Genomic DNA, 20,191 nt, shown 5'->3' on the forward strand with positions numbered 1-20,191 from the left:
ATATTCCTACATATGGCAACCTCTTTACTCACTACAAAAAAGACGCTTGGTATCTCTACCAAACGCCTTGTAGTTAAATTTCACGTATAGCTGATTACTTTACCGTTTTTGAATGAGACGATCTCAAAATTAAAGTTCCTATCCCCATAAACCCAAACTTCTACATTTCCCTCCTTAGATCTAGCCGTTGGTGATCCCCAGGAAAATTCTACTTGCGTTGGCGTCATGCCGTAATCCACTTTTCCAGCTTTGATTTTATTCCAAGTGGATTGTGACCATTTATATTTCTGGTATGGGTTATAGTTGAAGTAATATACTGGATTATTCAGGAGATCTGTAACACTAGAGGCACTAGCACCACAATGCTCTATATATGTCTTCCCATTAGCGGTTCTGAACTCGATATCATAGGACTTTCCGAACTTATCTTTTTTCACAATAATATCACTAATTGTTACCTTGCTAAACCGTTCTCCCTCACCCCTACGATTTACCCAGTAAGATTTGCCGATGACTCTTGCTAGATTACCAATATCTGCAGCTTTAATAATCTTGGCAGTCTCCGACGATTCGATAACCACCTTGGATCCTCCAACCAGCAATTCGGCCTGCTTCAGATCCGTATTCCAAGTAACTCCAACACTTAATTCATCGATAAGCAGGTCTGCAGGTATCACGGTCACGCCGTTGACAAGCTGAGTTTTCCCCTTAAGAGGCTTCGACTCACCGTTGATTATCACAGAAGCATTATCCTTCTGTAATACAATACTCTTCTCTCCTAATTGGATCGTAAACATTCCATTACTAGCAACATTAACGGTGCCTCCCAAAATTTTGAATACAGATTGAATAGGCAAATACACTTTACCTTCTAGCATAACTGCTCCCGTCAGATGCTCTTGCGAAGTAACGTTAAGTTGCCCCTCCGCTTTAAAATTCCCAACTTGAAGTGAAATCTTCGCACTCCCGATCCCCTTCACCTTTAGCGTATCGGGTCCTTGAAGCTCAGCAACCTGAGGTTGATCCACTATGACTTCATCAGCAGAAGGTAGACGTGTAAGTTTGTATCCGTTAGAATAGGCTTCTTCTACGTTCAATTTCACCAGATCCCCCACAGCCGCATCTGTTTGAGAGACGATCAAAGCTATGCTAATCATGCTTGGAATCGTCAATGGTGTGATCGTTCCTTTGTTGTATCCCAACCATGGTCCATCCTTCTGTTGTACGAATAACTCGGTAGGTGAATACACGATTTGTTCTACATTACTCAACCCGCTTAATTGGTTCCCTTTATATGTCCTTGCTCGATCCGTTCCCCGGTCATATCTCCATACGGTACCATCCTTCTTCACAGTAAGGAGACTCTGCGTATCACCATCCCAAGCCATTGATGTAACATTATCTACAATTTCTCTCGGCTGATCGTCAGTTTGCATATCCAACAACATAACCTTCCCTGTGTTCTGTAGAACTGCCGCGAACGAGGAATTTATCTTTAAAGAGGTAGCTCCCTGTACAGTTCCAACCTTTCGTGATTTCCCTTGATATCCTGAGTTATACCATACTTCTCCTGATGTTAAGAGCGCTGCAAAACTATGTTTATACGCATGCAGACTCCTAACCCCTGACATGTTCTCTACAAGGTCATCCCCTTGATAAACAGTTCCATCTTTCTTGAGAAATAGTGCATCCCCTACGACTTCGGCAACCCCACTATATTGTGGCAGTTCCTCAAGCTGACCTACAGCTGCTGACCATCCCATAACTTGTCCATCCTCTGTCCAGCCATAAAAGGAGGAACTGTTGTACACCGACGTTATTCCAGTAAAATTATACTGCTCATGGATAGGTCCATCTGTCACATCATAAGACCACACCGAACCGTCATCCAGCAGATAGGTATTCCGATCGATCACCGATTTAATGGATGCACCTGTATCTTCTGGGTTGGTTGGCGTTGATGCAGACACCTGTGTAGGAATAGTGATCAGTCCTAGTGCTAAGCACAAGCTTAATAACAGGCTGGTACCTTTTTTTAATTTCATCTCAAATTCCCCTTTTATGCATTCTTAGTCTTTAGTTGAGTCTCACAAGACTTTAAGAATATTCTAGATTTATCCTGAATATCCCTTTATTCTAAACCTCGCACTATCACAGCAATTGTCGAAATGGTCAACAAAAAGAAGCGATCCCACTTAATTTGCATTAAGTAGACCGCTTCAATATGAATCTGATATTATCCGTTTACTTTGTGTTCAAGCTCCAACGGTGCTGGAATTTCTCTAGTTTCGGATGAAGCCTCTCCGGTTCTGTTGACAAGACCAGTCTAAGCTTCACAATCCATTCCTCGAATGAAGAGAACGAGGCAAAGAGATTGGCCGTTTCCGGAGTCAGATATAGGAAATGTGGAGACGGATACTTCTCTGTGAGATGCCGTAGTGCCGCTTCAATCGGCGTGTATTTCTTCCGCTTTCCTTCCCATCCTTCAACCGCTACCTTGGATTGACCGTGCTCCTGTTTCCACTCGTGGAGACGGTCCTCTCTTTTGTAGAACGCACTAATCGATTCCTTAGTCATGCGCCTCACAGTTTCCTCATGCAATGGGTATAGGACAAGTTTGGTAAAAGAATGTTCCTCACCATATCGCAAAGCTGTCTCTAATTCCTCTTTGGTCGTATGCTCAAACTCATCGTAGTAAATCAAAGTCCCCCTACGTTCTTGCTTTGGGGGTTCATACCCATAAGGAACTTTTTGAGGATTCCGTGCCAATATGTGTCCCTCCTATTTCTGGGGAGTTGTTCCGTTTAACAATTCTACGCAAAAATTCTCGACCTCTTTAAGTTCATCCTCTTCGAGTTCAAACTCCAAATATTGCTCGGATGATCTTTCATAAATTTCATATTTAATGATTCCTGTTTTGGTTTCAGACACACCATAAAGAACTTTTAAATATAATCCATTTTCGGAATATAACTCATCATCCTCCGGTACTTCAATGTCGAGAATGAACTCATAACGCTCACCTTCCAAAATTCCAAACGGATCTCTAATCAATTCTTTGCTGTACGCACTAATGTTTAACATATGCTTATCCTTTCCAATACAAAACTTTAATATCACTAACTATACCACATTTAGCCTATCCAAATATTCTGAATCCGAATTAGGTTAACATAACTCAATATGGTTGACTAATTTTAATGTTTTTAATTAGCTCTATTAGGTAACTATACATAAGGAACACCCACCAATTCACATCATGAGGAGGAATCATAATGGATCACCAAACAGAAGATCAAGTACGCAATAAAGAAAATAAAGATGGCGATTCTCTGGCTGAGAGAAAAAAGATGGAGAATGGCGTAGATATCGAGCCCCAAGCTGATGACTGGGTAGCTAAAACATCTGCCTATGTAGACCCGGATTCTTCAACTAAATAAGTTCCTGTAACACCATAACTAACCAATAAATCCGCTCCGGCCAATGGCTGAGCGGATTTGTTGTGTTCCTATTATAGCAAACCGGATTTTGTTAAAAAACGGGTAATGATTTCGTATTGGTAGTTCACACGCAGTGTACGATTAAGGCTCCAACAAGTTTCTACCGTTACGGCCTGTGCCTTCAAAATGCGAGCAACTGCCGTACGTGAAGAGCCTTTCTTTTCGCGGAGTCGAAGATTGAAATGATGGGACCGGTTTTCAATAGAACTGTTCATTCGGTTGATTATATATCGTAGCTTAGGCACACATCGATTTCCGGGATTCGTGATCAAGGTTTGACCAAGTCTTTTGGGATTCTTTTGCGATAATCCGTTAGCCTCATGAAGATCCAAATACCAAGTCGGTTTATAACGCTTTGCTAATTGAAATAAGGCCGAAGATAAGGGATGTTTGGCTGATTGAGCAGAAGTCTGCGGAAAAGTCCTGTTTAAGTCTACCGAGTCCCCTCTTTTGCGCTTTAAGTAAGCTCTTTTATTAACAATTGGAACAATGATTAAAGTACCTTTATGAATATGCATTTGCTTGGCTTGGAAGGAATGAACTAGCTTTTGAGCAGCCAAAATACTTCCAAGCTCATCTCCATGTATCCCGGCAACAATCATCATATTGGGACCACTCTTCTTACCCTTTACGACATAATATGGGGTAGCATAGGACGAATCTTCGGCTAACATGAATCGCTGTATTGACATTCGCCTCACCTCCAGAGAATGCTCACGTTCTCTGGACATTATATGTCAAACGAATATCAAATTATTGGACGGTTGTCCCCATCTACCTGATCACTCATAGGTACCACGTTTCATCCAGCGTTGATACCACCAGATCGAGCACGTAAGCCAGCATCCACTCATAAGATAAGCCCCAAGTACATCACTAGGATAATGCACACCCAAATAAATACGGCTAATGCCGATAAGCAATATAAATAGAGAACTAAATATAATTAAGAGCACACGTCCCCATGTGACAGGTACATGCCTCCAGAGCAGAAATGCAAGAACCCCATAAAAACTAAAAGCAAACATGGAGTGTCCGCTTGGAAAACTATAACCTGTGGCTTCGATGATTCGATAAACCGTAGGCCGTGAACGACTGAACACAAGTTTAAGGACTGAGTTAATTAGCACTGATCCTACTACGACCAAACTCAGAAAGATGAGCTCTTTACGATGTCGTAGAAATACATACAGAACAACCATGGTAAGTAGGGTGATCGTAGCTACCGGAATCCCTCCACCGATCCAAGTGAAAAATTTCATTAAGCTCGTTAATAAGGGTGATTCCAACCCTTGAATAAATGTGATAATCGTATGGTCAAATCCTTCAATTCTTAAGTTACCAATTGCAGTTGCTATCAAACCAAACAAGATAGCACAAACAATACTTGTTAATAATAATGCTGATACTGGGCGTGTAATTTTAGTTGCACTCATGCTGTTATAATACCTCCGTGTTGAAATTGGGTCCCAGTTCTTATTGTCCAATTAATAATTAATGTAATTAAATATCCCCCATATTTCTACTGAATCTTAACTCCGAAAGAGCGCGCAAACACAACTGCCTGAGCAACGTCCATCCGAGCACCCTTTATATCGATCGTCTGAAAATCTAAACCATCCACAGTAGCGCCACGTAAATCTGCACCAGCTAATTTGGCCTTAGCTAGCACGGCCTGAGTGAAATCCGCATCTCTAAGGTCTGCTTTCATCAAATTTGCACCGGAAAGATCTGCCTCGTGAAACTTAACTCCACGCAGGTCTTGCTTACCTAATTGTGCTTGTCTGAAATTGGTATATGACCAATCCCCTTGGAATATCGTTATCCCATCCAATTGTGATTGTGAAAAATCAGAACCTGTCATTTTGCAATGATTAAATTTAGCAACAAAAAAATTAGCCTCACTGAAACGACAATTAACAAATGCGGATTCATTATGAATAGACGCATTCAAATGTGCCCCATGAAAATCACACTCGATAAATTGGCTCGAATAAGTCGTAATTTCTTCCATTGAGGTTCCTCGAAACTTACAACGCTGAAAGGTGCAACGCGTCAATTCTCCGTATCTCAAATCTTTATGGCTAAAATCTACGTCCTCATAATGCTGTTCATGATACTCGTACATATGTATGCTCCCCACTAAGTAAAATTAATATCTGCTATAAGTGCCTCGTCCTATCTTAACATGAAAAGAGATATCATCTCCAATCCACAAAGGCCATTGTTTTCAGGTCATGACTCGTATGTACAAATTATATCCTCCCTCACATTCTGCAAATAAAAACGCTAAAGAGCGCCTGACAGTTGCTGTCAAGCGCTCTATTAACATGCAATTTTGATGTTCAATGTTGATTATTTAATGAGTATTATTTGAACACTTTCAAGCGGTTATCTAGTGGAGCAAATTGCTTCTCTCCTGGCCCGGCCACAATTTTACCGAAAGGCATTTGAGCGAGCAATTTCCATGTGGAAGGGATGTTCCACTCCGCTGCTACTTGTTCATCAATCAGTGGATTGTAGTGCTGTAGAGATGCTCCAACGCCTTCAGCTGCCAATGCTGTCCAAACAACCAATTGCAACATACCAGATGATTCTAGGGACCAAATCGGGAAGTTATCGCTATAAAGAGCAAATTGCTCTTGTAGTCCTTCAACAACAGCTTGATCTTCGAAGAATAATACTGTACCACGACCATTTTGGAATGAAGCCAATTTCTCTTCAGTTGAACTGAAGTTCTCTGCTGGTACGATCTTTCTTAAAGTTTCTTTCGTAATATTCCACAGTTTGTCGTGTTGCTCATTGAATAATACAACAACCCGCGCACTTTGTGAATTAAAGGAAGAAGGCGTATGGAGTACAGCTTCCCCTATAATTTCCTCGATTCGTTGATCTGAAATGACGGACTCTTTGCTAATACCGTAAATACTACGTCTTTCTTTAATTGCATTTAAAAATTGGCTCATTATGATGGCTCCTATCTGTTTTTTATTTATTTTGACCTGTTCGCTTACGAACTATGCTAAACAAGTCGATCAATTCACATTATGATACTTACTTACTATTATTCATTTAATATACATTGTACATTACATGAGTTTTATTTTAAATGCAAGTTAATCATTTCAAAATCTTAAAATATCCTCATAAGAGGCTTTCTACTATTTATATTTTCCTGAAATATCGTAAACTTTGGTTTATAATGGAAGTAATCTGGATCTTGGGAGTGTGTATTCGAATTGGCGAGAACGAACGTATTCATCAGTTCCGTGAATGAGGATGGTTTAAAACCTCTGCGTAGAAACGCAATCCAGGAACTAACGACCCTTGGTCACGAACCGCTAATGTGGGAGGTGAACCTCGGACCTTGGCCTGCAGGCATAGACCCTGTGGTCAAATGTCTAGAGGCCGTCCAACATTGTGACATTTACTTGCTGTTCATTGGAAGTAAGGCAGGAACTTACGACAAGATCGCGCAAAGAACCGTAACTCACATGGAATTTATTAAAGCTTACGAACAAGGTAAGACGATTCTTGTGTTTGGTGATGTAGAGATCAAGGCGACATTCTTTAGCACAGTAAAGCCGATAATTGAGCATTTTGTTGATCGCTATATCGTGAAAGAAGAACGATTCCCTTCCCCCACACATATAATTAACACAATAAGAGCAAATCGTAACATTACCTCACATGTCGATCCGTACGTCTGGTATTTCTTGTACGATATGACAATGCGTAAAGTGTATATCGATGATCTAAGTTTGGGCGTACCGATTGATTGGCGTTCTTATCTAAGTGATTTATTAAGAAGAGGTTCCCTTCTACTCCCGCTCGAGTCTTCCATTGAGCAGAATAGTTCCCGATTGGAACAGTTTGATGGAGTCTTTGATATGCTTGGGGAACTCATCCCTGAATTACGTATTAGTGGACTCCGGGATGCTGAACATTTTCTTGAACTCATCATGAATCGATTATCAGGTGGAATCATTGAGCAAAGTTACGGGCAATATATGTCCGAAAAGGTTGGTTACTACGAGGATTGCAGCGGCGCTACACTATACGTTTTTAACGAAGAGCAACTCCAAATCATCACCAACGTTGGTGATGCCACTGGGCCACCCTTTTATTTGTTAGATAATCAAAGTTCTTATGCGGTGTTGACTTACCATTTGGGTGATAATCAAGAACAGGTATTCTTCAAAGAAGCAAAGGCGACATTTTATTACTGCATTCGTATAGGGAAATATATTCTAACCCTGCATTTCCCTTCTGATCCGAACTGGGATTATAGGAAGTTCATCCACTACAAAGAATGTGCTAATCATGCTATACTGAGTAAAAATCCGCTAATTATCGAACTCATCAAATTATTCATAGGAGGGTTGAGACCATGAGAACGGGAGCATTCGTGTCCAAGAACGGTGTGGTGTCAAAAGCGGTAGGGGTTCAACCCAAAGAAGCATTGCTGTTCGCCCCTTCCAAGAAAAACTCTTCCCAGATTCTTCGTGAGCAACGTATCGCGATGAAACACAACAATAAACAAATTAAAGACCGCTTTGCTCAAGCTACAAAGCGTGCATAAGATAATAATATAAGCCGTTCGTCGATCAGAAAGCTGATCGCGAACGGCTTTATTTATGTTTAACTATTGAGCACCTATTTTGTTTATGCTCTTATCGATCCTTCCAACGTACTACCGAAGCATTCACTGTTTCCGCCCCACCTTGTATTGTATAATTGCGATTGCCGGTATCGCTGCCATTGCTATTGGCCTCAACACTGTCCCAACTTCCACGAGTAAACTTATATAGATAATTTGTTCCTGCTGTCAATTGCAAAGTGATGCTATAAGTCCCGTTAGAATTCCTTGTCATCAGGTAATCTGAATCCGCCGCATTCCAGCTATTAAACGAACCGGAGATATAAACATTATCGCTCGCTGTCGTGTTACTAGGAACGGATAACGTGACTGTCAATCCATCTGGTTGTGGTTCACCTTGTGTGATGACCCCATTTACCAAAGTTGAGGTACCCACATTGAAATGGTAGTTGTTCGTGTTGTTATTGTCCCATGTACCATTTCCGTTATTTAGCGCAGCTGTTATTCCAGTTGCTGTTCCGATAGGTAATGTTACCTTGAAATAACCTGGTTGAGTCGCTGGGCTCATCGCAGTACCCGGCAATGTCGTCCATGTTGTAGCACCATCCACTTTATAGTGTATATAGGAGTTAGTAAATCCAGTTTTATAGTAAATAACGACCTCATTACCTTGAGGTGTAGTAACCGTTGCTGAATTACTCGCGCCAGATTCATTCAATGCTGCATCCTTCGCCTTCACTGTGTAACTGTACGTTGTACCCGCTATCAATCCTGAATCGTTGAATGACGTACTCGCTACTGAACCTACTTTTACTCCGTCTCTATAAACATCGTATCCCGTAACTCCTACATTATCAGTAGAAGCACTCCAACTTACAATTGCTGAAGTTGTTCCGTTCAAGACTGCTGTCACATTGCTTGGAATAGTTGGTGGCTCTGTGTCAAGAACAACGGCGGGTGTAGTAACTGTTGCTGCGGTACTAAAACCAGATACATTTTGCGCTGCATCTTTTGCCTTAACAGTATAACTGTAAGTTGTTCCTGCCAACAGTCCTGTATCTGTGAACGTTGTACTTGTTACTGTACTTACCTTTACACCATCTCTATAAACATCATATCCCGTAACTCCTACATTATCAGTAGAGGCACTCCAACTTACAATTGCCGAAGTTGTTCCGTTCAAGACTGCTGTCACATTGCCTGGGATCGTTGGTGGCTCTGTCTCTGGAATGACGACTGGTGGGGTAAACGTTGCTGCAGTACTAAACGCGGATGCATTTTGCGCTGCATCTTTTGCCTTTACTGTATAGCTATAAGTTGTTCCAGCCACCAGTCCTGTATCTGTGAATGTAGTGCTAGTTACGGTACTTACCTTTACTCCGTTTCTATAAACATCGTATCCCGTAACTCCCACATTATCAGTAGAAGCACTCCAGCTTATAATTGCCGAAGTTGTTCCGTTCAAGACTGCTGTCACATTACCTGGGATAGTAGGAGCTACTGTATCCAATGGAGCAGTAAGTTCAACAGCATATACTTTAGATGAGTTGCCACCTACATTAACCGTAATTTGCTTTCCTGTAACCCCTCCGGATTGAACCGTTACTTTCTCTGAGGTATTGAGCAGATTTGTTAGCACCGTGCCTACCGTTAATGAACTTTCCGAACGAAGCGGAATAGTCTGTGTAATCGAATTCCCTGAGTTATTAAATGCCGAAATGACTTCTTGTCCGACGTTGGTACCTGAATCAACTCTACGTGAGAAGGCATATAAATTTGTCGCAGACCACATCTCCCGTTGTTTACCTGTACGCAGGGCTTGGTAATCCTGACGAAGTTTATTCAATTTAGCTACATATTGATACGTATTCGTATTTTCATTGAAGTAATCCGTTTGGACATTACCATTACTATCCCGTTTCACCATCGACCAACGGTTCCAAGTATCGGCAATCCCGCCCGTAATGATCGATCCATTGCCATTTCCTTTATTCTGCTCTGTTCCTTGAAACACAACAGGAACACCACGAACAGTGAAGATAAAGGTCAGCGCATTCTGAAGCTTCTGAACGTCACCACCAACCTCTGTAAGAAAGCGGTTACGGTCATGGTTATCAATAAAGGTAACCATATGATTCTCTGATCCATTGTAGAGCGAGTCCTGAGCTAACGTGGACTTAATATTACTTTCGAAGGATTGTCCATAAGCAAAGCTATTCAACACCGAGAAGAATAATGGGAAATCCAACATCCCCCACTCTGCGTTGCTACCCACCCAACGAGATACAAATTCAGCATTACCGTCGAAATTTTCTCCAAATGATTTTACTCCAACATATTGTTCAAGTTCTCTAATTATAGAAGGTTTTATTAATTTTGCGGCATCCACACGCATACCGTCCGCCCCTGTATAATCAAACCAACCTTTAATGGAGTCGAAAATGGCTTGTTTGGCCTGCGGGTTGTCAAAATCGATATCATCCAGACCAGCCAAATCATGATTCTCAATATAATCCTGCGCCCATTGTGTATAGTTCCCATCCACCAAAGACCAGTTGATATCACCGTTGTGATGATACCAAGAAGGATTGTTAAACGGAGCCGCAGGTTGTAATCCCGCAATGTCATAGTATGCATTCGTCCCTAACATGTAATCTCCGATATGATTAGGAACTACATCGATAATGACTTTAATGCCTAGAACATGAGCACTGTCTACCAATTCTTTCAACTTTTCCTTTGTTCCAAAATAAGGATTAGCACTGTTAGGATCTTTAACATTGTAACCGTGGTAAGCCGTATTTCTACCCGTACCATTATTGTCACGACTTACGACTTGCGGTTCAGCCACAGGGGAGATCCAAATTGCCGTGTATCCCATTTTTTTGATATATGACAATTTATCGATGACACCCTGCCAATCGCCGCCCTTCATGTAGCGGAAATCTTCTTCACTACTCTCCCCATAACGGATAGCAGATCCTGTTGCATTATTGGAAGTATCACCGTCATTGAATCGATCTACCATAATTTGATATATCGTATCATTCTCATCAAACCCTAGTCTAGCAGCTTCCACTCTCTGAGATGGTGCCACAATCCCGGACAACAAGAACATAATTAGCGCTAGAATCGTCACTAAACTCAATTTTCTCTTGAAAGTACCTGCCATTAAATTTACCCTCCTTAAATAATCTTAATTTGTGGAGATAAAGTTAAATTTAGGGAACCGGTTTCCTTGGATAAAAAATACCACCTGCATAGGTGGTACGTCAATCCTACTTTAGTAATTATTTATTTTTTATCCATTTAATGCATTTTTTATCTTTTTGTGCTCGATTCTCGCACTATCAATTCTGGCATCAACCATTTTTGTTGTAGAAACTTGTCTTGATTAGCTTGACTTTCTTCTTGTATTTGCGACATGAGTAACTCCGCGGCCCCCGCTCCCAAACCAAATGTATCCATATGGAGACAAGTTAGCGCAGGTGTCGTATATGGGGCTAATGGCTCATTATCAAACGTGACGACCCCTATTTCCTGTGGTACAGAAATCCCTTTTTCCTTAAGACGTTTCAGAGCTCCAAATGCAACAAAGTTATTCATGCATACCAAAGCATCTGGTATCTCCCCATGTTCTAATATTGTAGAAACCATGTGATAACCAGCTTTCTCGGTGTTCCCATCCGGATAAATCCTTAACGGATTCCCTTCCACATCCTCTTGAAGCAATGCATCTATAACCCCTGCGGATCTAGACTCAAATAAGGGTTCATTTTCCCCCCCACCAATAAACGCCAGGTTCCGGTATCCTTGTTCTAACAGATGCTGGGTTAGCCTTGTTGCCCCGAGACGATTGTTAATATCTACACAGGGGACCATCTTTGGTCCACTCCATTCTCCGATTAGAACATAAGGGAACCCCAAATTTCTTAAATCCTCAGCCGAATCCTTCGTCAGAATTGAGTTATCTATAATGATTCCATCAGCTTTTTGGCTTAATACATATCGGGTTAAATAATCACGACTTTCTTCCCGTCCCACGTTACTAATGGTCAGTTCGTAGTTGTTAGGACCTACAACACTCTCGATCCCCCCAATAATATTATAAAAAAAGAAATTCAGAAAATCGTTTCTACGAGTTAGATCAATAATGAGTGATATGTTGTGACATTTCTGCCTAGCTAGTCCAGTCGCTAAACTACTAGGAATGTAATTCATTTGTTTCATAATTTCGCGTATTCTTACCTTAGTTGCTATTGAAATATGGGGAGAGTCATTGAGCACTTTGGATACTGTCGATTTAGCTACATTTGCAGCTTTAGCAATATCCTTAATGGTTACCTTCACGAAAGCGACCCCTTTTTGGAAGAAAATGAAATCTCTACTCGCAATATACCACAGACCTGAACCCTTATCTGGGTCAAGTCTGTCGATTACTTCATATTTTAGATCTGGTTGTCGGCTGAAGCAGACCAATCATCATCCGAATGGTAGTTGTTTTTCCGGCACCATTAGGTCCAAGAAATCCAAACAATTCACCCTGCCTTACGGAGAAGGACAAATCATCTACGGCCTTTTTGTTATTCGAGTAATACTTCGAAACCTGCTTAACATCAATCAAAATTCTGACCCTCCTTTGCGAACTTAATTGGTTAAAACATTCGCTCTTTACCCAGTTGTTCCTCCACAACATTGTGAGAATTTCATGATTAATGTGAAAATATTCACTTTTAATGATATTAAATGCTTGAAATCTATTTTTCCAATCCGGCTATAAATACGTTGCTTGTTATTAAAATACTGGCTAGACCGCCGGATTAGAATTACATCGACTGACTTGGTTTTCCTCCTCACTCACTATATAATTGAAAGTGCATACTAAGATTGGAATTCGGAATCTACATACGTAATTTGCGTGGGCTTCCTTAAGGAGATGGCTTATATATTTATGAGAGAAGAAACAAGTATAGATTCTCGTTATCCTCAAGTACTAATTATGACAGCGGTTCAGGGAGAAAAGGACGCCGTATTGCGTGGCCTGGGCGGAGCAACAGGTTTTGATGTATGTTTGGCAGGGGTTGGCCCAGCATCGGCTGCGGCACGAACAGCGGCAGCATTAGCCTGTGGTAAATACGATCTCGTGATCAGCGCCGGAATTGGCGGTGGGTTCCGAGAACGTGCGGACGTTGGATCTCTGGTGATAGCCAGTGAGATCATCGCCGCGGATCTTGGGGTAGAAACCGCTGAAGGTTTCGCTAGTGTGGACGAGCTTGGGTTTGGTTCTGCTCGTGTGACTGTCCACCCCCACCTACCTCATAAGATGCTTCAATTGTTGGAATCCTCGGGGATTCCTGCTTGCATCGGCCCCGTAGTGACTTTATCTACTGCAACGGGTACGGCCTCAACAACTACAGAGTTAGCGAGACGTATTCCTGGCGTTGCAGCTGAAGCCATGGAAGGGTATGGCGTCGCAATTGCCGCACAACAGTTGGAGTTGCCAGTCATAGAAATTAGGGCGATCTCTAACGTGGTTGGACCACGTCAGCGTGACTTATGGAAAATCGATGACGCTATGAAAACATTAGAACGAGCTTTTGCTAAATTACCGGAGGTGCTACACAAATGAATATTGCCTTTTCACCCTGTCCGAACGATACTTTTGTCTTTCATGCTTGGGCACATGGTCTGATCCCTGGCGCTCCTAAGCTTGACGTTACCTATGCGGATATCGACATTACCAATGGTCTAGCAGCCTCTGGAAAAGGTCCTGATATACTCAAAATATCCTACGCCGCACTGCCATATGTGCTTAATGAATACGCATTACTACCTTGCGGCGGTGCGCTTGGCCGTGGCTGCGGTCCACTTGTCCTTACAGCTAACGATCACACCGGGGCCGCAGGTCCAGCGGCCTTATCAGGTCGGCGAGTGGCTGTACCGAGCGAACGTTCCACTGCTTATTTGCTATTTCGCCTCTGGGCGGCAAGCACGGTGCCTGGTGGAGTTGGTGAGATCGTCGTTCTACCATTTGACGAGATTATGCCTGCGGTACAACGTGGGGAAGTAGATGCAGGGCTTGTCATCCATGAAGCCAGATTTACCTATCCATCCTATGGATTAAATCTATTGATAGATCTAGGAAGCTGGTGGGAATCCGACACGGGACTTCCAATTCCACTCGGAGCGATTGTTGCTCGCCGCACACTCGATTTAAATGCTATTGCAGGATGGATTAAACAGTCCGTGCAATATGCTTGGGCTCAACCCGAAGTTTCTGCTGAATATGTTGCGAGTCATGCTCAAGAGATGTCTCCTGAAGTGACACAAGCGCATATCGAATTATATGTCAGTTCTTATACCGAGGACCTAGGTGATGACGGCTATAATGCGGTTAAGGCATTACTTGGTCGTGCTGCACAGGAAGGACTCGTACCCCAAGTGGATTTGACTACTTTGGGTAGTTAATATTCATTTTTTCAAAACGAGTAAAATTCTCGATCATCACTAATTCATCCAAAGAACTACTCATTAGATCACTAAATTACACTCATACGCAAAAATAACCGTTCGGACATGATCCGGACGGTTGTTTCATTTATGCCATTCCACCAAAGCGCTTACGGTAGCCACATTTACGACATAACTCTTCCACTGCTTCTCTGCGCGAAAAACCATCATACAATTGATTCGCACGATCTCCGTCTACGATTTCTGAGAATGGGGTCTGATGTACGTTGCCTAGGTTGATTACCCCTTCTCCATCAAGGCAGCAAGGAATGACGGTACCATCTACTAGAATTCCTGCCTGATTACGAAGAGCATGACAGAAACCTTTTCCATCGTCCTCTTCCGCATTCAAATCTGGCCAGTCAAACTGAGCATCCTGATTCAAATAAATCCGCTCAGCTAACTTGATACCACTTCCCGGGATCACTTTCTCCTCGATATGAAAATCTAGGCCAAATTCCTTCTCGATCATCGCAAGCGTTGTACGGTTTCTACTTCGTTCCTGGTTACTCTCATTATCTCTACTCAAGTTCCAAAGCCTAAATGAGATAATCATATTAGAAGACGCTACGGCCTCCCTAACAAAAGAAAGGATATTAGTGATATATCCCTCACGGTCAATTGAGCCTTCATGTCCATCGAAACTGTGCAAGGAGAAATTCATTTGGCGAAGCGCCGGCTTGCCAAGGAGCTTCTCCCTATTCTTCGTAATTAACGTCCCATTGGTTGTGATATTCACCTTAAATCCCTTCTCATGGCTTATATCAAGTAGTTCACCAACTTTGGGATGTAGCAATGGCTCGCCTTTGACGTGAAAATAAATGTAATCCGTATGGGGTTTGATATCATCTAATATTTTCGTAAATTCCTCAACCTTGATAAACCGGTACTCCCGCTTTGTTGGTGGGCAGAAGCTACAGGCTAGATTACAAATGCTCGTCGTTTCTATATAGAATTTCTTAAACTTTTTTTTCACTTTATAGACCTACTCATCTATTTAAATTTGCGCTTATTCATCGCATGAATTTTTACAGAGCTAATCTATATTTTAAGCTATTTACAAAATCGATGGTAGTCCCTACTCATTTTTTGGCTCAAAACCAAAATCAGCGGTGGGCAGGCCCTATAGTGGGAAGCAGCGTTATACTTGTTATCTCTACATCCAGCTTGGATCACAGAGCACAACGGACGTCTCAATTTGCCGCTCGGGTATACTCCAATATGTACGAAGTAAATGTTCTTTGTCTATCGGTTCCATTAATTTAAATCCATTACGCTTATAGAAAGAGATTGCCCAAGATGCAGATGCCCATGTCCCAATCAATAATGGTTTGGCACTGGCATCCATCAAATAAACAAGCAACTTACTTCCAATACCCTTACCACGTTGATCAGTTCGAACATAAGCATGCCTGATTAAGGCAACCTCCTCTTTATCTTGGATTCCCATCACGCCTACTAAGCCATCCTCATCCTCGTATCCCCAGAAGACAACTCCATCGGCCATCTCACTTTGCAAGTGTTCCAAAGACATATAGGGCTCTACATAGCGGTCCTGAGGAATAATTCCCTTATAGGCTTGCGCCGCATCATTAATTATTTGTTGTATAATTACATCCTCGCTACCATCCATTGCACATTTTCTGATCATACTGCATTCCCCCTTAAACAATATGTCTCAATCTATGAATCCTACAATATGTCTAATCATAAAAAATCATATGGCTTTTCTCCGACCTGTAGTAGTCAAGCCTGTCCGATAGTGTCCCCGTATGAAATTCAAACATATGTCCATCGGGATCCAAGAAGTATATCGATTGCCGATCCCTGATGTCTCTGACTCTTCCTGGTAGTACCTCAACTTGCAAGCGATGTAACCGTTCCATAATAGCATCGAAATCCTCTTCGGCTATAGTAAATGCAATATGTGTATATGTACGGTTCGCCCGATCCCTTTTCAACTCTTCTTGATTCAGAGCGATCCAGATGCCTCCCATGTCGAAATAAGCTAGTTTTCTACCCTTTACGCGTAAAGTCGCCTCAAACACTTGTTCATAAAAAGCGATAGACTTCTCTAAATCTGCAACGGAGAAACAGAAGTGATTGATTCCTTGTATGTTCATATAGCCTCCCTTATTGTACTTCAGATTAATGTAATAACAAATCATTGACGATTCTTACCGTTTCCAGCGGCTACTTTAAACTCTATTTCACTTATTACGTCAACAAATTTGCTGGAGTAACTTTGTAGTATCCTTATTATAATTGCAAAGTAAGCCGCTGGAAAATGTTCAACTATAAATTACTTGGGTGTTAAATTCGACGTTCTCAATAATTATGGGAACACCTGCATAGATCGTGTCACCCTCGAGGTACAAAGTCAGAACATTGTTAGTAATGTTGTACAAGCTACTTTCCTGTAACATACCATTGATAAATACATTCGTATAACTGTTAGTACCGACTCCATCAAATAATGTACTTAAATTCCCCGCATCGTCTAGAAATTGACTACTTGGAAGTTCAACCGTAGAACTGAGATTCATTGGTGGGAAATAAAAGTATCTATAGGCGGAAGGAGTAATATTAACTTCTATTCCCCCTGTAATCCCCCCTGAACCCGGTGGTCCTGTAGGTCCAGTAACTCCTTGAGCTCCCTGATTTCCTTGTGTTCCAGTAACCCCTTGAACTCCTTGCTCACCCCGTGTGCCTTGCATTCCAGTAACCCCTTGAGCTCCTTGTTCCCCCGGTATGCCTTGTGTTCCTGGGATTCCCTGAGCTCCTTGTGTACCTGGAGACCCCTGCATTCCAGTAACCCCCTGAGCTCCTTGTGTACCTGGAGGTCCTTGTGTTCCCGGGATTCCTTGAGCTCCTCTAGCTCCCTCAGGACCCACTGGCCCCAACAATCCTTGTTCCCCTTGAATTCCCTGTGGACCTTGATGACCACGTTTCCCTGGGACTCCTTGTATCCCTTGTTGCCCACGGGTACCATGCTCACCTTGAGATCCACGATAACCTTGAATTCCTTGCGCTCCTTGAGGGCCTATAATCCCTGGGATCCCTTGAGCACCTTCTGCTCCTGGTTCACCTTGTACTCCTTGTGCACCTTGTACTCCTTGCGCTCCCTGTGCTCCTTGCGCTCCCTGTGCTCCCTGTGCACCTTGTACTCCTTGCGCTCCCTGTCTACCCGGAATACCCTGCTGACCGCGGTGGCCACGGCATCTTCTTACCTTGCGAAGTCTTTGTTTACCACCAGTTCTCTTCCACCTGCATAACGTATTACGTTGCTTTAATTTGCGCCTTCCTGTTTTACATGAGCACCTTGCGCCCTGTCGCTTTTTCAACTTCAGCTTCGTTTTCTTTGTACATTTTCTTTTTCCTAGAGAACGATGTTTCAAATTAAAGCATCTCCTTTCTCATGATCAAAACCCTATCTCATATAGTCCTATAATATGTACCTTTAACCTGTATCGGGTTGGACATATATCCCTTCTCATTAGTCTAATAAACCCAACTTATCTTTTTCTCGATCATAAGCCGTCTCAATATGTAATTTTTTTCATTAAATATAGTAAGTCGAAGCTATATTCGATTTATAAAATAATAGAAAGAAGTTGATCGCATGGCCGTCATCAAACCTGTTTATACCGCAACGTCAAGTGCGCCTCTTGCATCGGGAGGTGCTATAACTACGAACGTAACCCCTGTCGTTACCCGCTATTTAGCTATCATTACGGCAGGGATGATCAGTGAAACAATTACTACTATTCCGGCAGCAAGCTTCACTAATGACACGGATGGTGCAGTTGTCACTTTGCCTTTACTCACAGGTGAAGATTATTTCAATGTCTATCTAAATGGGACTCTTCAGCAAGGTGGGCTTTCTACCTTAACAACAGCCGACTTAGTTCTAGCAGCCGGAGCAGCAGATATAAATGCAGGTGTACCTGTTCTACTAGAAGTAGCAGACTTCCAAGACGCAACATCAACTATAACAACTCAAGTCGACATTTCAGCACCAGTTATAACGATTATTACCTAGGCTGGGAACACACAATAACAAAACGAACCGCGGCGAAGGCCACGGTTCGTTTTGATTAATTGAGGTCTCTACTATCAACGTTGATCCTTTTGATTCCTATCTTTCTGTGTAGCCATGATCACGCCACTTTTAGATACCCCAAGTTGTTGAGAAGTATAAATCCCACTATGACCAGAGAACAAATAACTTACTATGCACGCGATAAACATGAATACTGCTCCCTCACTACCGAACAATTCGATCCCCATGATAAAACAGGCAATTGGCGTATTAGCCGCACCACAGAACACAGCAATGAATCCTAACGAAGCAAGGAAAGGTCCGTATAACTGTAAGGGCCCCGCGAGAGCATTCCCTAAAGTAGAACCGATCGCAAATAACGGAGTCACTTCCCCTCCCTGAAAACCTGCACCTAAAGTTGTAGAGGTAAAAATCAGCTTCCACAGAAAGGTTAGCGGGGATACATCTTTTTCGAATGAGTCTGCGATCAGGGGTACACCTAATCCAAGGTAATCCCGTGACCCCACTAGATATACGAGCCCAATGACAATCACTCCACCAACCGCGCTCTTCAATACAGGATTTCCAAAAACACGGGTAAACCACTTTTTCAAGAAGTGAGTCAACTTGCTGAACAAAAGGCTGGTAAGACCAAACAGAATGGATGCCAGTACGACTTTGGCAAGAACACTGACGGTTAAGACGGGAATCTGTCCCACAGCGTAATGAATATGCCCGATTCCCCACAACTTAGTTGCAACCAAATTCCCTATAAAGCTTGCAATGAAACACGGGATTAATGCTTGATAGCTCATAAGACCAATCGCAATCACTTCAAGTCCAAAGATCGTGCCAGCCAGCGGAGTACCAAACACGGAACCAAATCCAGCGCTAATCCCGCACATAAGTAGAATGGTCCGATCACTTCCACCCGCTTTTACCAACTTACCGAAACCCTCTGCCAAACTTCCACCCATTTGAACGGCAGTACCTTCTCTACCTGCCGACCCTCCAAATAGATGCGTCACAAGTGTTCCGAATAAGACGAGCGGAGCCATCCGAAGCGGAATACTTTCATGACCATTCTGAATTCCCTCTATGATCAGATTATTTCCCTTCGAACTATTTTTCCCCAATTTTATATAGATGTAGCTAACTAATGCACCACCGACCGGTAGTAGAAATAACAACCACGAATGCTCTACGCGAAGGCCCGTTACATATTCCAAACTTGTTAGAAAGAACGCCGAGGCACTTCCCACGATCAAGCCGATCATTCCACCATACAACAGCCATTTGACGAGGAATCCCAGAACCGCAGCGTATGGAACCTTCTGAGTAAATGTTTGCCAATGATCCCGCGCTGTACTAAACATGACCTAACTCCCCTTTTTCGTGTAACCCTGAAATATGACGGACACAAATGGATAAAATTCGATTCACTCTATGTATCTATTGAATATATTATCATCAAGTTCAAACGATTAATATGAAATTTAGGCACGCAACCTGATCACCCATGACATAGAATGAAGCAAA

The 20,191-nt window shown here is 42.4% G+C and carries 20 protein-coding genes and 1 pseudogene; 6 read left to right on the forward strand and 15 right to left on the reverse strand.

From position 1 onward, the window contains the following. Positions 1-80 precede the first annotated feature (80 nt). The 3 genes from EJP82_RS07155 to EJP82_RS07165 form a co-directional block, all read right to left on the reverse strand. Positions 81-2,045, reverse strand: a complete 1,965-nt coding sequence (locus EJP82_RS07155; protein ID WP_127191354.1) for a stalk domain-containing protein — start codon at positions 2,043-2,045, stop codon at positions 81-83. Between the two features lie 199 nt (positions 2,046-2,244). Further along, complete coding sequence (locus EJP82_RS07160; RefSeq protein WP_127191355.1) at positions 2,245-2,769, reverse strand: hypothetical protein; 525 nt, start codon at positions 2,767-2,769, stop codon at positions 2,245-2,247. A gap of 12 nt (positions 2,770-2,781) precedes the next feature. Then, complete coding sequence (locus tag EJP82_RS07165) at positions 2,782-3,084, reverse strand: DUF6509 family protein (protein ID WP_127191356.1); 303 nt, start codon at positions 3,082-3,084, stop codon at positions 2,782-2,784. Positions 3,085-3,275: 191 nt separating this feature from the next. Here EJP82_RS07165 and EJP82_RS27920 point away from each other — a divergent pair, with 191 nt between their 5' ends. Beyond that, complete coding sequence (locus EJP82_RS27920) at positions 3,276-3,440, forward strand: hypothetical protein (RefSeq protein WP_170220145.1); 165 nt, start codon at positions 3,276-3,278, stop codon at positions 3,438-3,440. 71 nt (positions 3,441-3,511) lie between these two features. Here EJP82_RS27920 and EJP82_RS07170 read toward each other — a convergent pair whose 3' ends face one another. The 4 genes from EJP82_RS07170 to EJP82_RS07185 all read right to left on the reverse strand — a co-directional run bounded on the left by EJP82_RS07170 (position 3,512) and on the right by EJP82_RS07185 (position 6,466). Then, on the reverse strand, positions 3,512-4,192 hold the full coding sequence (locus tag EJP82_RS07170; protein WP_127191357.1) for a M99 family carboxypeptidase catalytic domain-containing protein: 681 nt from the start codon (positions 4,190-4,192) through the stop codon (positions 3,512-3,514). A gap of 90 nt (positions 4,193-4,282) precedes the next feature. Further along, positions 4,283-4,936: a phosphatase PAP2 family protein gene (locus tag EJP82_RS07175; protein ID WP_127191358.1), complete on the reverse strand. Its 654-nt coding sequence runs from the start codon at positions 4,934-4,936 to the stop codon at positions 4,283-4,285. Between the two features lie 86 nt (positions 4,937-5,022). Then, positions 5,023-5,628: a pentapeptide repeat-containing protein gene (locus EJP82_RS07180; protein WP_127191359.1), complete on the reverse strand. Its 606-nt coding sequence runs from the start codon at positions 5,626-5,628 to the stop codon at positions 5,023-5,025. 241 nt (positions 5,629-5,869) lie between these two features. After that, positions 5,870-6,466 carry a nitroreductase family protein gene (locus EJP82_RS07185; protein WP_211350054.1) on the reverse strand — a complete coding sequence of 199 codons (597 nt, stop codon included), beginning with the start codon at positions 6,464-6,466 and terminating at the stop codon, positions 5,870-5,872. Positions 6,467-6,739: 273 nt separating this feature from the next. Between EJP82_RS07185 and EJP82_RS07190 the strand changes: the two genes are divergently transcribed. Both EJP82_RS07190 and EJP82_RS07195 read left to right on the forward strand, forming a co-directional pair. Continuing rightward, positions 6,740-7,894, forward strand: coding sequence for a DUF4062 domain-containing protein (locus tag EJP82_RS07190; RefSeq protein ID WP_127191361.1), 1,155 nt, complete (start codon positions 6,740-6,742; stop codon positions 7,892-7,894). Next, on the forward strand, positions 7,891-8,082 hold the full coding sequence (locus tag EJP82_RS07195) for a hypothetical protein (protein WP_127191362.1): 192 nt from the start codon (positions 7,891-7,893) through the stop codon (positions 8,080-8,082). Before EJP82_RS07190 ends, EJP82_RS07195 begins: the two co-directional genes overlap by 4 nt. Positions 8,083-8,173: 91 nt before the next feature. Here EJP82_RS07195 and EJP82_RS07200 read toward each other — a convergent pair whose 3' ends face one another. From EJP82_RS07200 to EJP82_RS28320, 3 genes and pseudogenes are all read right to left on the reverse strand, one after another. Next, complete coding sequence (locus tag EJP82_RS07200; protein WP_127191363.1) at positions 8,174-11,272, reverse strand: alpha-amylase family glycosyl hydrolase; 3,099 nt, start codon at positions 11,270-11,272, stop codon at positions 8,174-8,176. Between the two features lie 149 nt (positions 11,273-11,421). Then, the gene (locus EJP82_RS07205; protein WP_127191364.1) at positions 11,422-12,450 is read right to left on the reverse strand and encodes a LacI family DNA-binding transcriptional regulator; all 1,029 of its coding nucleotides are present in this window, start codon (positions 12,448-12,450) and stop codon (positions 11,422-11,424) included. A 115-nt stretch (positions 12,451-12,565) separates the two neighbouring features. After that, positions 12,566-12,727 (reverse strand): annotated as a pseudogene (locus EJP82_RS28320) (ATP-binding cassette domain-containing protein); the annotation flags it as partial. Positions 12,728-13,051: 324 nt separating this feature from the next. On the opposite strand from EJP82_RS28320, the gene EJP82_RS07215 reads away from it, so the two are divergent. Further along, complete coding sequence (locus EJP82_RS07215) at positions 13,052-13,729, forward strand: futalosine hydrolase (protein ID WP_127191366.1); 678 nt, start codon at positions 13,052-13,054, stop codon at positions 13,727-13,729. Then, the gene (locus EJP82_RS07220) at positions 13,726-14,568 is read left to right on the forward strand and encodes a 1,4-dihydroxy-6-naphtoate synthase (protein WP_127191367.1); all 843 of its coding nucleotides are present in this window, start codon (positions 13,726-13,728) and stop codon (positions 14,566-14,568) included. The genes EJP82_RS07215 and EJP82_RS07220 overlap by 4 nt, the downstream gene beginning before the upstream one ends. 130 nt (positions 14,569-14,698) lie before the next feature. On the opposite strand, the gene EJP82_RS07225 is transcribed toward EJP82_RS07220, so the two are convergent. From EJP82_RS07225 to EJP82_RS07240, 4 genes are all read right to left on the reverse strand, one after another. Continuing rightward, on the reverse strand, positions 14,699-15,586 hold the full coding sequence (locus EJP82_RS07225; RefSeq protein ID WP_127191368.1) for a radical SAM/SPASM domain-containing protein: 888 nt from the start codon (positions 15,584-15,586) through the stop codon (positions 14,699-14,701). Between the two features lie 180 nt (positions 15,587-15,766). Continuing rightward, positions 15,767-16,261, reverse strand: a complete 495-nt coding sequence (locus EJP82_RS07230) for a GNAT family N-acetyltransferase (protein WP_127191369.1) — start codon at positions 16,259-16,261, stop codon at positions 15,767-15,769. 52 nt (positions 16,262-16,313) lie between these two features. Further along, a complete protein-coding gene (gene fosB / locus EJP82_RS07235; protein ID WP_127191370.1) occupies positions 16,314-16,733 on the reverse strand; it encodes a metallothiol transferase FosB in 420 nt (139 codons plus the stop codon). Positions 16,734-16,901: 168 nt separating this feature from the next. Next, positions 16,902-18,008, reverse strand: coding sequence for a DUF4183 domain-containing protein (locus tag EJP82_RS07240; RefSeq protein ID WP_127191371.1), 1,107 nt, complete (start codon positions 18,006-18,008; stop codon positions 16,902-16,904). A gap of 224 nt (positions 18,009-18,232) precedes the next feature. On the opposite strand from EJP82_RS07240, the gene EJP82_RS07245 reads away from it, so the two are divergent. Continuing rightward, on the forward strand, positions 18,233-18,652 hold the full coding sequence (locus tag EJP82_RS07245; protein WP_127191372.1) for a DUF4183 domain-containing protein: 420 nt from the start codon (positions 18,233-18,235) through the stop codon (positions 18,650-18,652). A gap of 74 nt (positions 18,653-18,726) precedes the next feature. Here the strand turns inward: EJP82_RS07245 and EJP82_RS07250 are convergent, their stop codons facing one another. Continuing rightward, positions 18,727-20,028, reverse strand: a complete 1,302-nt coding sequence (locus tag EJP82_RS07250) for a voltage-gated chloride channel family protein (RefSeq protein ID WP_127191373.1) — start codon at positions 20,026-20,028, stop codon at positions 18,727-18,729. Between the last annotated feature and the right edge of the window lie 163 nt (positions 20,029-20,191).

This window comes from Paenibacillus anaericanus, assembly GCF_003994475.1.
Lineage (GTDB): Bacteria > Bacillota > Bacilli > Paenibacillales > Paenibacillaceae > Fontibacillus > Fontibacillus anaericanus.